Origin of the sequence: Singulisphaera photorubra (assembly GCF_045290345.1) — a bacterium.
Taxonomy (GTDB): Bacteria; Planctomycetota; Planctomycetia; order Isosphaerales; family Isosphaeraceae; genus Singulisphaera.
In genome coordinates this window covers 1,266,490-1,280,894 of sequence record NZ_CP155447.1, presented here as the reverse complement: position 1 = coordinate 1,280,894, position 14,405 = coordinate 1,266,490, and the positions used below count along the sequence as shown (strand labels likewise).

The following is a 14,405-nucleotide window of genomic DNA, read 5'->3' as shown; positions in this document are numbered from 1 at the left end:
CGGGGACCAATCCAAGTCACGAGTGGGGGGGGCACGTTTTTGGTCAGGGGTTGCAAGTCGCGGTGCCTGCCAACCAATCGAGCCTACTTTTGAGAGAGCTGAAGCTTACTGAGACTGAGTCCTAATTGCAAGAGCGGTCCGCGAGTGGAGGGCGTTGAAGGTCGTTTGAGGGCGTGTTATATCTGTAGGGAATACGTGCGAATTGCGCTGGTTTTATCGGTCTGGTGCGACCACACGTGGATTCCTCTCGAAAATAAAGAAAGGTGGACACGTGGAATCAGGGACGCCGCGAAGAGAGCCGGGGCCGGCGCGGCGGCAGGCGACGGTCCTGGAATCGGTGGAGGAGATTCGGGCGCAGGTTCGCGCCTCGTCGTCTCGGACCGTGCAGGAAGTTGCGCCCAGGGCTGGGACCGATCGGGTCGCTGACGAGACGCCGGTGTTCCGCCCGGTTTCTCGGCCGCCGATGGCGCTGCTCCACGTGCTTGACGACGGCGACACCACGGGCGAGGTCATCCGCATCCGGGGCGACTCGTTTTTGATCGGGCGGGTCGAGGGGAACCTGATCATTCCGCATGACTCGGGCATGTCCGGCCGCCATGCGGAGATCGTCCGTCGGAACGACGGGAGAGCGTGGTCGTGGCACCTTCGCGACCTGGGGAGCACCAACGGCACGTTTGTGCGGGCGTCGACCGTCCTGCTGCACCAGGACCAGGAGTTCATGGTCGGCACGCGTCTCTTCCGGTTCGATGCCCCTGTGGTTGCCTCGGCGGCCGAGGAGCCGTCGAGGGCGAACGCGACCCGCAAGTGGGAAGTCCCGTCTCGCGCTGGTGCGGGGGGCCTGGCTCCGGGGATGGCCCCGGCCTGCCTCGTCGAAATCTCGAAAGGGGCCGAGCTTTGCCGGCACGCGCTGACCGGGGGGGAAATCTGGCTCGGGCGCGACCCGAGTCGATGCGCGATCGTCGTCGACGACCCGTTCGTCGACCCCCGTCACGCGCGGATCTACCGGGATGAGAAGGGGCGCTGGGTGGTCGCCAACCAGCGATCGCGCAACGGCGTCTGGGGGCGTGCCTCGGAGGTCGCGCTCGAACGTGGCGGCTACTTCCAGTGCGGCGAGCAACGGTTTCTCTTGAAGGCCCTCTGACACGCGGAATTTCCGGTTTATGACGAGATCCTGGACGATCGGTAGCGACCCCGACTGCGACCTGGTGGTCGACCACCAGGCGGTCTCCGCACGCCACTGCCGGCTGACGTCGGTGGGCGACACCGGCTATTTGCTCGAAGACCTGGGCTCGACCAACGGGACGTTCGTCGATGGGCAACAGGTCACGGTTCCCTTGCGCGTGAGCCGGGAAAATGTAATCACGCTTGGGCAATCGCAATCGATGCCATGGCCCGGCGACCTTGCCGTTGTCGGCGCGTTCGCACGTTCCGCATCGCGGGTTCTCAGGATTGGGCGTGAACCTGATAACGACCTCGTGGTGGATCTGCCCACGGTCTCGGGTTATCACGCCCGAGTCATCTGGAGCGGCCGTCCGGGGCTGGCGGAGATCGAGGATCTCGGCTCGTCGAACGGGACGGCCGTTGGCTTGCCCGACCGCAAGGCTGCGCGGGCCGTCGTGTCGCCCACTGATACGATCTACCTCGGCACTTACCCGCTTTCGGCCGTCCGGGTCTTCGAGGCGCTGGGAACTCCGCCGGGCGAGCTGCGAGTGGGGGCCGAGCCGGTGGTGGTCGGTCGCGACCCTGGTTGTGATCGGGTGATCGATCAGGCCGTCGTCTCGAGTCGCCACGCGCGGCTGAGTCGGCGGGCCGACGGCACTGTTGTGGTTGAGGATCTGGGGTCGTCGAACGGGACGTTTATCAACGACCGGAAGATCGATTCCTCGGGCGTTGCGCGAGCCGGGGACACGATTCGGCTCGGTCACTGCATGCTCGTGCTCCGTGTCGATCCGATCGCCAGGCCGCGGCAGATCGGCCCTGCCCCTGCCCTTACCCCAAGCTCTGGCCCTGGCCCCGGGAGGTGGGGGCAAGTCTTGAGGCCCCTGCTCTTTCTGGCGTTGGGGCCGCTGGCCGGCGTGCTGGCAGTGGCTTCGGCGGGGTTCGACCCCGGATCGCTCAAGAACCCGGCGGATTGGGCAGCCGCGGGGCAGGCGATCGCGGCGCTCCTCTCGCGGCTGGGCCTGGCGGCCGTCGGTCTTGGCCTTGTGATTGGGGTCGGGGTTGGAGCGCGGGCACGCGCGATCCCCGCGGCGGGGCTCGGTCCCTGGCTGGCACGTGCGTCCCTGGCGGCGGTGCTCTGTCTGGTGGGTGGCCTGCTGGAATGGGGGACATTCCGGGCCTTGTCAGGGGCGGATCTCGCGGGGCTGCCGGCTCTCGGGCTGCTCTGGCTAGGTGCGGGCACGGGGCTCGCGCTCGGGCTGATCGTCGCGGCGGCCGTCTCGCGGCCGGCGGTGGCCTGGGCGTTGGTTGCGCTCCTGGCTCTCCTCCTCTGGGGGGTGGGCGGCGAGAGCCGATCCTGGCTTGGTCTGCCCGATTGGGCGAGGCAAGTGGCGGGGCTGAACCCGTCTCGCTGGATGTTCGAGGGGCTGCTTTTGAACGCATCCGCGCGCATTCCGAGCCCCAGCGGGACGATCGGCGACCTGGCCGAGCCTTATTTCCCGGCCGAGACCGATCGGACAGGACCGTTGGCGGTGTCGTGCGCGCTCGGAGCGATGTTGCTGGGCTGGGGGGCCGTCGCCGCGTTCATCGCGGCGGAGCCCCGCCCTCTGCCGGTCGAACGCCCCGCGCCTGAGCCGGTCGAGCCGGTCCCAGGCCGCCGGGTGAGCCCGGTAGTGGTTGTCTACCAGCGTCAGACCCGACTCCACTTCAGGCACGGCCCGGCCGTTCCGGAACCCATTCCGCTCGGAAAACCCTTGAAGCTTGATGAGGAACATCAACGCCTCCCGGCGCGTGCGGTCCAATTGAGTCGTCATGCGCTGATAGGCCCATGTGTCGGCCGCGAATTCCAGCGCGTCGGGGTAACCGAGGCCGATCGGCACCATGAGCTGGCTCAGCGTGTCGACCCCTTGGGCCTTGGCGGCCGCTCGACCAGCCGCGACCAGATTCAGCGCATGTTTGAGATCGACGTGGGCGATCTCGTGCCCCAGCGCGAACTGCAACGCGTAATCCTGTTCGGGCTCGACCGACTCACCGACCAACTGGAACAAGCCCCTCGAGACGTAGATGTAGCCGCCGGGGAGCGAGAACGCGTTGACCTCGTCGGAGTCGAGCACGTGGAATTTGTACTCGACCTCCTTCCTCGCCACCTTCGCGAGGAGTGGGTCGCTGGCGCGCCTGAGCCGCTGGATGTCACCGTCGGGGACGACCAGATTGCCCACCATCACGAGCCCGTGCAACTCCGCGCCGAGGCGGGCCTCCTCCGCGGCGGTCAGCCTGCTGAGGTCGAGCGAGTCGGCCCAGACCGCTCCGGGGGATTGCCCGGTGCGCGGGCGATTCACAGTGGTGAGCGTCGGGGTCGAAGGAGAAGGGGTCGCCTCCGCGTTCTCCGCCGGGGCCTCGGACGCACGTGAAGCAGGGGCAGGCTCCGGCACTGGCTCCGGCTCCGGCACTGGTTCCGGCGGGCTGAGCGGAGTGGTGGGCTCCGGAATCGACTGGGAGTCCCTCACGGGGACCTCGTCGCCCGGCGGGAGGTCCAACTCCAAGGGCGCTCGAGCAGGCGAAGTCAATGACGCGAGGGGGGGAACCGGAGCGACGTTGCGGTTCCGTTCTCGATCGAGGCGGAGCCCCGCGCGGTAGGACCGGGCTTGTGCCCCGACCAATCCGATGACCAGGGCGGCGTAGAGGCTGCCGACTACCGCAGCCGTGGCGTACCGAGTCTTTGTCGTCATCCGTGGCCTCCGTCGCTCATTGCTCGCGGTCCCGAGGAGCGCGCCCCTCAACCTGAAGGGCCTCGTTCAATTCATCGAATTGCTGCTTCATGGCCGCGTAGAGCTTCGGATAGGCGGCCCGCTCCGTGCCGATCTCGGGGACGCCGAATCGGAGGTTGTACCGTTGCATAAAGATAACCAGGTCGTGAACCGTCGTCCCGGAATAACGATCGATTTCACCAATAATCATCTCGATGTCTTTGCGTTTCATCATCTCCTTGGAGGCTTCGAGTCGTCGGATAAAGCCTTTGGCCTCCAGGTAGAGGGTCTCCTTTTCCGGAGAGATGACCTGGTCGAGCCGCTCGGACAGGTCCTTCACGGCGGTCTCGAGAGCGATCAGAGAATCGCGCGTGGTCTTGCGGTCGAGCTGGAGCTCGAGCACGGCGTCGAGGGCGTGTTCGTAGTTGCGCCGCTGGGGGGCGAACTCGGGCCCGCGGAGGGCGATCGGCCACTTGCCCGCCGGAATGATCCGCGACATGGCGATCGTTGCCTGGTTCGGGGCGTAAAAGAAGGGAATCCTCCGGACCATGTCGGAGTCGAGCTCGAACGAGTTCAACCGGTAGGAAGAGGGGGAGATCTTCGGTCCGACGAGCTTCTCGAAGAGGGCGTTGAGCGCGTCCCCTTTGACCATGTCGTTCTGGTTCGGATCATTCTCGATCCGGTCGCGGATCTGGTTGAAATTGGCCAGTCGCTCCGCCGTCCTTCGCGCGCGTCGAGCCGCTTTCTCGGCTCGATCTTGCCGGATTGAGAGATAGATGTATTCATTCACGCGCATCATGGTGTCGGCGTTGATCGAGTCGCCCATCGCCGTGTAATAGTTATAGATTCCGGCACCCTGGAGGAAGACTCCCCCGCCCCGGAGGATATCCCCTTGGGGGGTTGAGCCTGGTCCGATGAAATTGATCTGACCGAAGGCCTGGCCCGCGAACGAGGCGATCAGGGCCAGGGCTGCCACGGTGGTTCGCGTCATCGACAACATCCTCTCGGGCTAGTCAGGGTAGGCGAGGCGTGGTCATCTGCCGGAGCCGCGCCTGGATGGCCGCCTGCTCCGCGATGCTCTGTCTTGTTCCTTCTCCGATGAGGCGGTTGAGCTGGTTGTTGAACGCCTCCCACTTCATTTGACTATTCTTACTCTGGTTGCTCTCGAAGAACCGTTGGAACTGGTTATAGGCATGTCCGAGCTTCGGGACCTTCTGCCATTCGTCGCTGTTGCCGAAACCGGTCGAGACCCCGGCCGCCGTGACGGTCTGGGTGGCGAAGCGAACGACGAGTCGCTTTCGGGCGGATCCACGCACCTCGTTCTTGAAGCTCTCGAAGAACTCCAGCCGGACAATCCGCGTGGCCTGTTTCTTGTCCGTCCCGGGTGAGTGGGCGACCTTCAGCGTCAGGTTCGCGGGCTGCATGATCCACTCGGAGGAAGCGGGTGGTGAGTCGGCGATCTCCTGCATTTTACCGAGCCGGATAAGTTGATCGGCCAACTGACGGTCCAGGCCGATCTGGAACGAGTCTTTGAACCGGACGCGCGCGAAGCCGGACGTGAGTTCCAGGTCACTTTCGATCAGGGCGACTTGCAACGAGCCGTCCGCCAGCCGCCAGGGGACCTTGCCCACGCAGTAGACCTGCTCCAGTGTGATCAACTCTCCGGCGACTGATTCCGGGGTCGTCATCACCTGGCGGAGCGGTACGTTGCGCGACGATGGCTTCTCATCGTCCGCAACGGGATCAAGCTCGAGGGGGGGAGCAGGCTTCTCCAAAGGCTCGCCTTTGCGGCGCTCACTTCCAGCTTGGGACGCGATGCCGTGGGTCTGGCTTGGGGGGGGGCTCGCGTCCTTACCTGGCAGATTTGATCCCGCTTCTGGTTGCGAGAGATCCATCAGTGTCGGGGAATTGCTGCTGCGCGCGCTTGCCGGAGCGTCGATCCTCGGCCCTGGCGTGCCGAAGGATGGCCTCGTCTTGGCGAAAGGGCCGGTTTCGAGGCGAGGGAACGCACTCCTTGCCGAACCTTGTCGTTGCGGAACGAAGGCATTGTTCCGGGCGACCCGCTCCCTCGCTCTCCCCTCCCCTGGCACGGTTGCGGGCAAATCCTGACCTGCCGCGACGACACTGGCGACGGCTTCTTCTCGCGAATTCCCTGAGCGGCCTGTGGTCGCCCTCCAGAGAAAGGCCGCAACGGCAAATAACGGGACGCAAGCCAGTGCGAGGCCGACGGTAACCCAGAAGAACGGTGGGCGACTGGGTTTGTCCTCCTCCCCATCATCCTCCTCTTCTTCAGAATCGAGCAGTTCGAGGCCCGCGTCCAGTTTTGACGGGGATGCCGCGACGGTTTTCGCCGGGACGCTGCCGAAGACCACTGTGCCATCGCCCGGTACTCTCGGTTTGCTTTGTGGCCTCAGCACGGGGATCTCGGGCGTGCTTCCGCGGAGGTCCAGGACGGTTGTGCCGCTGCCGCCGTTCCCTCGAGCCTGTTTGCCTGATCGGCTGGGGGGAACCAGGGTCGCGGTCCCCCCCGTGAGGTTGAGCGGCTGCTGGCATTTCGGGCAAGGGGCGCTGCGTTTACTCAGGCTCAGCTTTGCCAGCGTCTCAACCGAAACCGACATCGACGTTCCGCACGATCCGCAACGGATCCGCACCCGCCCTCGCTCCTCCGGCCCCAGCCCGGACGCCTCAACGACGGAGGCCGCAAAGGCCGCGCACGTTGGGTAGCGATCGTTCGGGTCTTTGGCCAACCCCTTGAGCAGCGCTGACTCGAGTTGGGGGGAGGTCCAGGGATTGAAGGCCGCAACGCTCGGCGGCGCGTCCTGAGTTTGCATCATCAGAACACGAGTCGCCACCTCATGCTCGAAGGGTCGGCGCCCGCACAGGAGCTCGTAGGCGGTCACGGCCAGGGCGTACTGGTCGACCCGGCCGTCAAACGGGTCGCCCATGATCAGTTCGGGGGCCATGTAGTGGGGGGTGCCGAGAACCATGCCCGTGCCGGTCATCGCCGTCCGCCCCGAGCGGTCGTCGGCCGCCGCGGCCAGCACCTTGACCACCCCGAAGTCACCGAGGAACGGGTGCCCCTGCGCATCGAAGAGGATGTTGCCCGGCTTGACGTCGCGGTGCACCATCTTCTGCGAATGAACGTAGTCGAGCGCGCTGCCGATGGGGCCGAGCCAGCTCACCAGAGCCGCCAGGGCGGCCGGCCCCTGCCACACGGCGAGCCGGTCGTCCAGGCTGCCCCCCGGCAGGAACTGAAGCACCGCGAATGGCAGGCCTTCCCACTCCCCCACGTCGGTGACCTTGACGATGTGCGGGTGGGACAATCGCACGAGCGACCTTACCTCGTCGCGAAACCGGCGCGAAAATTCGGCGTCGGTGACCATCGAACGGTGAGGAAGCTTGATCACCACACTGGATTGAAGGTTCTTGTCCTCCGCACGATAGACCGCCCCCATCCCTCCTTCGCCGAGCTTGGCCGTGATGATATAGCGTCCACTGGCAAATGACGTGCCGATTGGGTCGTCAGTGGCGGCGGTCATAGAGAAGATCCTGCGCGTGGTCTCAAATTTTAGATTGACTGGTGATTTATGTGAATTTACGGCAGCATTATCGGACATGGTATTGTCGCCAACATCGTCCAGACAAGCAATTGAGATTCCGGGGCGGGCGCTGAAAACAACGTCGTGAGCGCGATGCCGGAGGTGCTCGGCTGGCTCCGCGACCGGATGGATCAGCCGGGGGAAGGATGATCGCCTCAAGTTGACATTCGCCAAGCTCACTCATCGCGGTCGACGAGACGCGTGACGATGTAAGAAATATGCAAATTCCAGAGAGTAAGCTCACCGTCTCTGGTATTCCGATGATGCGGGAGAAGCACCGACTGCGAGACAGGACGGCGCTGTGATTCTGATCTCGGCGGGGGGATTTGGGGTTGGGCGGATCGACGTGCTCACGGCCTCGCTCACTCCGCCCAGATCGTTGCGATCCGCGGTTGGAACGAGGGGTTAAGAGGCCAACTGGAAGGCCAGTCGCCCTGCGCCAATGTCACGCATTAATGATCCGCGACAGAGCGAAAGCACCGAGGATTCTTGCGGTTTCCGCCACGGGTTGGTTTGCAGTAGCACGGCCGGCCCGGCCGTACTACTGATTCGACCGGGCCGGAAATCCATCGCGATTCTCGCCCAGTCGCGGGTCGTTGCTAATGATCAGGGGGCTCAGGTCTTTCGGCCCCATGTGAGCGGAGGCAGGTTTTCCACCGCCTCAGTAGGAGTCGGCAGTGACGACTTCGGCCCCGCCGCGTGTCCCTAAGGCGCGCAACACCACTTGGGAGGTCGTGTCCTTGAGGAATCGCACCGAGCCGTCGCCCATCGCGAAGTTCGCGCCTCCGGGGTGCTGGCTGCCGAAGGAGCAGACTCGGAGGGTGTCGTAGGCGGCGAATGCGGCTGCGCTGCCGGCGTCTGACGGCCGGTTCGCGTAGCTGAAGCCGATGCGGTAGTTGATCGGAGCCAGGGTGCTCATCGTGATGTCGCTGAGCCCGAAGTTGCCTCCGCCCGCCGCCCACCATCCCCACTGCCACATGGGCTCGGTGGTCCACCCCGCCGCCGCGAAGCTGTCGTAGTTCGGATCGACATGGTTCCGCTCTCCGAGGAGCAGCGTGTTCGATAGGCCGTCCGTCACCTCGGCAATGCGCACCTGGTTGAATCCGGGGGCGGCCGGACCGGTCGCGTGGAAGATCCCGTCAGAGGACAAGCTCGCCGGTGGGTGCGACTGGCTGCCGCCGCTCCCGCCGTAGCTGGCGATCGCGTACCAGCGGGTCGAGTTCGCGACCGGGTTCTGCGGGATGATGTCCGCCGGGCAGAGGAACGCGGCCAGGACCGTCGCCGAGTTTGCCGTCGTCCCCTCGGTGTTGGTCAGCGGGTCGGAAAAGTTCCACCGATTATAGAGCGGCTGCTGTTCGATGTAGGGAAGCAAGTTCACGAACAGGGAGAATCCCCGGAATTTGGGGGTCGTTGCGTAGCTGAGCTTCATTTGCCCTGGTGGGAAGACGAAGTGGGTGCTCTCATAATTGTGGTTCGCCAAGCCCAACTGCTTCAGGTTGTTGACGCACTGGACGCGTCGGGCGGCTGCGCGGGCCGCCTGAACGGCCGGGAGTAATAAGGCGATCAATACGGCGATAATGGCGATGACGACGAGCAGTTCGATTAACGTAAATCCATCAGAATGACGTCTGGGCCTCTTCATTCCTCGCTCCGGATCGAGATCACGTTGTCAGTGAGGGGGGGACGTATCAACGATCCCATAAGTCTTTGGGGAGAGGCGAAATCGAGGACCGATTGGGGCGTCGGTCCTGCAACCTCGGACGCCTTTATTTGTCGTTCTCGGTGAGCTTGATTTGACTGGGCTCGGCGACCCGAATCCGGACCTGGTCGGCCTCCCGGATCAACTTTCCCGTGACCCGGATCGATTTTCCTCGGTAGTGTTCGGCCGGGTCGTCAATGCCCGCCCGCTTGAAGGCGTCGAGCTGGTCATAGCTGAGGACCACGGCGACGTTTTTTTCGTCCCGGAAATCCTCCTCCGAGTCGAGGTAGATCTCCCGGCGCGGGGCCGCGTCCTTGCTCGCCCGGACGGTCATCGCCACCGTGACCGTCTCATCCACGTGGTCATGCGCCTCGACGGCGGGAATGACCTTTTCCGCCGACTCATCGCTTCCCGCGGAGTTTCTCGTGGGAAACGCACCGATCAGGGCGACCACCACCAGGAATTCGATCAAGGCGCAGCCGGGCCGATTCCGCGAGGCTTTCATGGCAGGCAAGTTCCCAGATGAAGAAGCGGATTTTGGATTCCGGTCGCTATGATCGTGTCATTTGGTGGCACGATCATAGCGGTATGCCCGTTATAACGGAGGATCCACTTCCACTGCAAGTCTGGCGGAATCCGACACGATCATGGCGGGCCTGTTCGACCAAGAGAATTTGGGAGCTCCGCCCCCATTCCCCTGGCTTCCGCATAGATATCGATAATCGTGAATGCTTTGATGTGTTAAAAGAAGAGATGCGATTTGAATTGAGATGATCGGAAGGATCTTGTGGTTGGGCACGGTCTGCCATTCCTATCTCCTTGTCAGGGTGGAGATTAAGATGGTGGGTCGTGCCCGCGCCGCGGGAATTGTTAGGTCAACGATGCTGCCATGGCCGATCGCGTTGGCGAAGCTTTACGGTCTGAGTTACGTCTTGTCGATCATGACCTCGGTGGATTTGATGACGGCTTTGACGGCGTCGCCAGCCTTTAGGTCGAGCGCTTCGACCGAGGCGCGCGTGATTGCGGCGACGAGTTCGACGTCACCAACGGTCATGACCACTTCGGCCATGACGGAGCCTAGATTGACGGACTTGACGGTTGCAGGGAGTTGGTTTCGAGCACTGAGCATCGCAAGTCTCCCTCTGCCAGAGATGATCGGGTTCGGTTTACCGGCAGGGTCATGGTAATCGACCGACTTCCCTGGGGCATCGTGTTCGGTTAGGAATAGGTCCGGAGTCCGTTCCCGAGATGCTGAGGTTTGCTCACGGCCACTCGATTCGGAATGAACCGGGAGTGATTGGCCGCTGGTTCCTCGGTGCTTTCTGCAACACAACGCAAAGTGAGCCATCGATCGCGGGGTCTCCGTTGCGTTGGGAGCGACGAAGTGATCTCCCCGGCCGTACTCACCGTGACCTCCACGAGCCGATTCCCCATGATGTGCAAATTCGCCTCCCTCTTGCTGGTGACCGTTCTGACCTGGCCTTCGGTCGCCGTCGCCGCGATCCTCGACCCTGCGCTCGAGCCGGCGACGATCAACACCTCGCCCGGCCCTGAATACGCGGACAACACACGCATTTTTCAGGGAATTCCCGGTATCGAGCGTGCGGCGAATGGCCGCCTCTGGGCAACCTGGTATGCGGGCGGGCCGGATGAACCGGGTGAAGGGCCGGGCAATTATGTCATGGTCGTGAGCAGTGGCGATGACGGCAAGTCGTGGTCGAAAGCCAGACTCGTCATCGATCCCGCCGGCCCGGTGCGCGCTTACGACCCTTGCTTGTGGCATGACCCGGATGGGCGGCTCTGGCTGTTCTGGGCCCAGTCGTACAACTGGTGGGACGGTCGCTCCGGCGTCTGGTGCAGCGTGACCGAGAACTCGGGTGACGAGGCTCCACGCTGGTCCGCACCTCGCCGCCTCTGTAACGGCATCATGATGAACAAGCCGACGGTGCTCGGGACCGGGGAATGGCTGCTCCCCGCATCGGTCTGGGTCGAGCCGGCCAAGGCGGCCATACCGCCTGAGTATCGTCATGACCTCGGATCCGAAAATGGAGCTAACGTTCACGTCTCCCGTGACAAGGGGGCCACGTGGTCGCTGTGGGGGCAAGCGCACGTGCCGAACCGCGTGTTTGACGAACACTCCGTGGTCGAACGCGGCGATGGCAGCCTCTGGATGCTCGTCCGCGCGGCTTACGGCATCGGCGAAAGCGTGTCGACCGATCGCGGCAAGACCTGGAGTGAAGGGAAAGTGTCCCCGATCCCCCATGTCAACTCACGCTTCTTCATCCGACGCCTCCAATCGGGAAAGCTGCTGCTGGTGACGCACAACCCGCCGAATCGGAAAACGCGTTCCCATCTGATTGCGCACTTGTCCGATGATGACGGCAAGACCTGGACCGGCGGTCTGATGATTGATGAACGCCCCAGCGTGTCCTACCCTGACGGCGTCCAGGCGCCCGATGGCACCGTTTACTTGATCTACGACTACGCTCGCACGGGAGATAAGCAAGTCTTCATGGCCTCATTCACTGAGGACGATGTGAAGAGCGGTGAGTGGCGGTCGGCGAAAGCGCGCCAGCGCGTCTTGGTCAATCAGGCCACGGGCCGGAACGCGAAGCCGCGTGCGTCCGCCGTTGCGCCCGCGGCTGCCGGCAAATGGCTCAAGCAAGCCGCCGAGGATGCGAAACAGGATCGCACCACCATTGCCTACGACGGCAAAACGCCGAACAAGCTCGTCTGTGACACGACGCTCCGTGAGCTGGCGGACGGCTCCTGGGCCCTCTTCATGCTGGCAGGTGATGACTTCGAGCCGTCGCCCAAGAACTACATCGGCCTGACGCGTAGCACCAATCAAGGGCGAACCTGGTCGCCGCTGGAACCGGTCGAGATGGGATTCCCTCGTGAGTGCAAAACGAGCGGCCAGGGGCCGACGGAGCTGATGGTGCGAGGGGAACAAAGCACCTTGTTCTTCAGCACGCACTCGCAGACCTGGGGCCGCGATTGGCAGTCGTGGATGATGCGGAGCGACGACCTTTGCCGAACCTGGAGTAAGCCGGAACCGATGCCGGGCCGACTCGCCAACTTCACCTTCATCCGCAATCATATCGTGACTCGCGAGGGTCGGATCATCATTCCGTTCCAGCACTACGTCGGCCCCGGCAAGGACGTGCCGCCCCCACCGGCGGAGGAGAAGCCGTGGCACAAAGCTTTGCGCCATTATGTCAGCAATCCTCGCAACGGTGTGCTCATCAGCAGTGATGGCGGTAAGACCTGGAGCGAGCATGGCAACGTGCGACTCACCGCCGACGATCGCTACCATGGCTGGGCGGAGAACAACCTCGCCGAGCTGGCGGATGGGCGGATCGTGATGATCATTCGCGGCGACCGACTGGGGGGCGTGCTCTACGCGGCGGAGTCGAAGGATGGCGGAAAGTCCTGGCCGGAGTTCGCAACCAAGACGGAGATTCCGAATCCAGGGTCGAAGGCCACCCTCTACTCGCTCGGCGGCGACGCCGTGGCCATGCTCCACAACCCGAACCCCAAACAACGCAGTCCGCTGGCGCTCTGGATCAGCTTTGATGGTCTGAAAACCTGGCCCTATCAGCGCGTGCTCGTGCCAGAGTCCAGTGACGGGCCCAAAGGCAATCTCAACTACCCCGATGGTTTCGTGAGCCAGGACAAGCAGTGGTTGCACTTCGCCTTCGACGATAATCGCCATCGCGCCGTCCACTACAGCGCCAAGCTGCCGCCGCTTTCGCCGGCCGTGCCAACAAGCTCGAACGCCGTGAAAGCCGCCATGCCACCTCCTGCCGTTCTTGATCTCACACTTAAGCCGACGGTGATTAACACGGCGCCCGGCCCTGAGTATTCCGACGAGCAACGCGACTACGCAATGACGATCGGCATCGAGCGTACCCATGGCGGCCGCCTCTGGGCGGCCTGGGTCGCGGGTGGGGACAGCCCTTTGGCCTACTTCGTGGCCGCAAGCAGTGACGACAACGGTGCGACCTGGTCGAAACCTCGTCTGGTGATCGATCCCGTCGATACCCCGGCGCCGGCGAGCTTGCCGCACAGCGCGCTCGTCGGGAATTTCTGGACTGATCCCACCGGCAAGCTCTGGCTCTTCTACGATCAATCCCTGGGATCGTTCGACGGCCGAGCAGGCGTCTGGGCCATTACCTGCGACAATCCCGACGCCGAAACGCCCAGGTGGTCCGCCCCGCGGCGAATCTGGCATGGGATGACGCTGAACAAGCCCACCGTGCTCAAAAACGGAGAGTGGCTGCTCCCCATTTCGTTGTGGACCCGCGATCGGATGGGGAAAGAGTTCCGTGACTGCTACCGGGAACTCGACCCGTTGCGCATGGCCAACATTTTTGTCTCGAACGACCAGGGCGTGACCTGGACGCGGCGTGGCGGTGTCACGATTCCGAATACGGATTTCGACGAGCATATGTTCGTGGAGCGGAACGATGGCCGCCTCTGGTTACTGGCACGCACCAAGTCCGGCATCGCTGAGAGCTTCTCCAGCGATCAGGGCCGCACGTGGTCGGACCCCAAAGTGTCCACGATCAAAAATGTCAGCGCTCGTTTCTTCCTGCGTCGCCTCGCCTCCGGCCGCCTGTTGCTGGTCAAGAACGGCCCGATCGATCAGCGGCTCAAAAGCCGATCGCAGATGACCGCCTTTGTTTCCGACGATGAAGGCAAGTCGTGGAAGGGGGGCCTCGTCCTCGACGAACGGAACGGCGTGTCCTATCCTGACGGCTTCCAGTCACCCGATGGCCGCCTTTTGATTTCCTATGATCGCAACCGTGCGACCGACAGCGAAATCCTGATGGCGCAGTTCACCGAGGACGATGTACTCGCCGGCAAGCTCGTCTCATCGGACTCGCGGCTGAAGATGCTGGTGAACAAAGCGATCGGCCCAAAGTCGGGCCGTTTGCCATGACACCTATGTTGGGCGTGTCCGGGCCCTCCGTCTCCTGCTAAAACCGCGAGATTCTTTAACTGGGCCGCGCTCGCTCCTTCTGCGGGGCGTGTGCGGCCCGAGCGTGCGCAGGCCCGTGAGGGGCGAAACGGGGACACTCGTCAATTTTGACGTTATCTGGGCGAAACAGGATGTTCCCAAGCTTCTGGCTCGACGCCGCCGTTGCGAAGGAGAGAAGAGTGCCAAGGAGTCGTCTTGTCCAGTTTGCGCAGATTGTT

General features: G+C 63.5%; 8 protein-coding genes and 1 pseudogene. 3 read left to right on the top strand and 6 right to left on the bottom strand.

What is annotated here, in order from left to right; translation table 11 throughout:
- Positions 1-271: 271 nt before the first annotated feature.
- Positions 272-1,141 (top strand): FHA domain-containing protein, encoded by an 870-nt coding sequence (locus V5E97_RS04815; RefSeq protein ID WP_406698150.1) that lies wholly within the window; start codon positions 272-274, stop codon positions 1,139-1,141.
- Between the two features lie 19 nt (positions 1,142-1,160).
- Positions 1,161-1,883, top strand: a pseudogene (locus tag V5E97_RS04810) (FHA domain-containing protein); the annotation flags it as partial.
- Between the two features lie 504 nt (positions 1,884-2,387).
- Here V5E97_RS04810 and V5E97_RS04805 read toward each other — a convergent pair.
- From V5E97_RS04805 to V5E97_RS04780, 6 genes are all read right to left on the bottom strand, one after another.
- On the bottom strand, positions 2,388-3,380 hold the full coding sequence (locus V5E97_RS04805) for a M48 family metallopeptidase (protein ID WP_406701127.1): 993 nt from the start codon (positions 3,378-3,380) through the stop codon (positions 2,388-2,390).
- A 523-nt stretch (positions 3,381-3,903) separates the two neighbouring features.
- Positions 3,904-4,896, bottom strand: a complete 993-nt coding sequence (locus tag V5E97_RS04800; RefSeq protein ID WP_406698149.1) for a hypothetical protein — start codon at positions 4,894-4,896, stop codon at positions 3,904-3,906.
- 22 nt (positions 4,897-4,918) lie between these two features.
- Complete coding sequence (locus tag V5E97_RS04795) at positions 4,919-7,444, bottom strand: serine/threonine-protein kinase (RefSeq protein WP_406698148.1); 2,526 nt, start codon at positions 7,442-7,444, stop codon at positions 4,919-4,921.
- 721 nt (positions 7,445-8,165) lie between these two features.
- Positions 8,166-9,146, bottom strand: a complete 981-nt coding sequence (locus V5E97_RS04790; RefSeq protein ID WP_406698147.1) for a DUF1559 family PulG-like putative transporter — start codon at positions 9,144-9,146, stop codon at positions 8,166-8,168.
- Between the two features lie 124 nt (positions 9,147-9,270).
- On the bottom strand, positions 9,271-9,708 hold the full coding sequence (locus tag V5E97_RS04785) for a hypothetical protein (protein WP_406698146.1): 438 nt from the start codon (positions 9,706-9,708) through the stop codon (positions 9,271-9,273).
- A 420-nt stretch (positions 9,709-10,128) separates the two neighbouring features.
- Positions 10,129-10,332 (bottom strand): TOBE domain-containing protein, encoded by a 204-nt coding sequence (locus V5E97_RS04780; RefSeq protein ID WP_406698145.1) that lies wholly within the window; start codon positions 10,330-10,332, stop codon positions 10,129-10,131.
- 303 nt (positions 10,333-10,635) lie between these two features.
- Here V5E97_RS04780 and V5E97_RS04775 point away from each other — a divergent pair, with 303 nt between their 5' ends.
- Entirely contained in the window at positions 10,636-14,148 is a 3,513-nt protein-coding gene (locus V5E97_RS04775) for a sialidase family protein (RefSeq protein WP_406698144.1), read from the top strand.
- Positions 14,149-14,405: the final 257 nt, after the last annotated feature.

What these genes read in the sequence shown, in the direction of transcription:
- V5E97_RS04785 (WP_406698146.1), bottom strand. Translation starts at nt 9,708, where the DNA reads ATGAAAGCCTCGCGGAATCGGCCCGGCTGCGCCTTGATCGAATTCCTG.
- V5E97_RS04805 (WP_406701127.1), bottom strand. Translation starts at nt 3,380, where the DNA reads ATGGTGGGCAATCTGGTCGTCCCCGACGGTGACATCCAGCGGCTCAGG.
- V5E97_RS04800 (WP_406698149.1), bottom strand. Translation starts at nt 4,896, where the DNA reads ATGACGCGAACCACCGTGGCAGCCCTGGCCCTGATCGCCTCGTTCGCG.
- V5E97_RS04775 (WP_406698144.1), top strand. Translation starts at nt 10,636, where the DNA reads ATGATGTGCAAATTCGCCTCCCTCTTGCTGGTGACCGTTCTGACCTGG.
- V5E97_RS04790 (WP_406698147.1), bottom strand. Translation starts at nt 9,146, where the DNA reads ATGAAGAGGCCCAGACGTCATTCTGATGGATTTACGTTAATCGAACTG.
- V5E97_RS04780 (WP_406698145.1), bottom strand. Translation starts at nt 10,332, where the DNA reads ATGCTCAGTGCTCGAAACCAACTCCCTGCAACCGTCAAGTCCGTCAAT.
- V5E97_RS04795 (WP_406698148.1), bottom strand. Translation starts at nt 7,444, where the DNA reads ATGACCGCCGCCACTGACGACCCAATCGGCACGTCATTTGCCAGTGGA.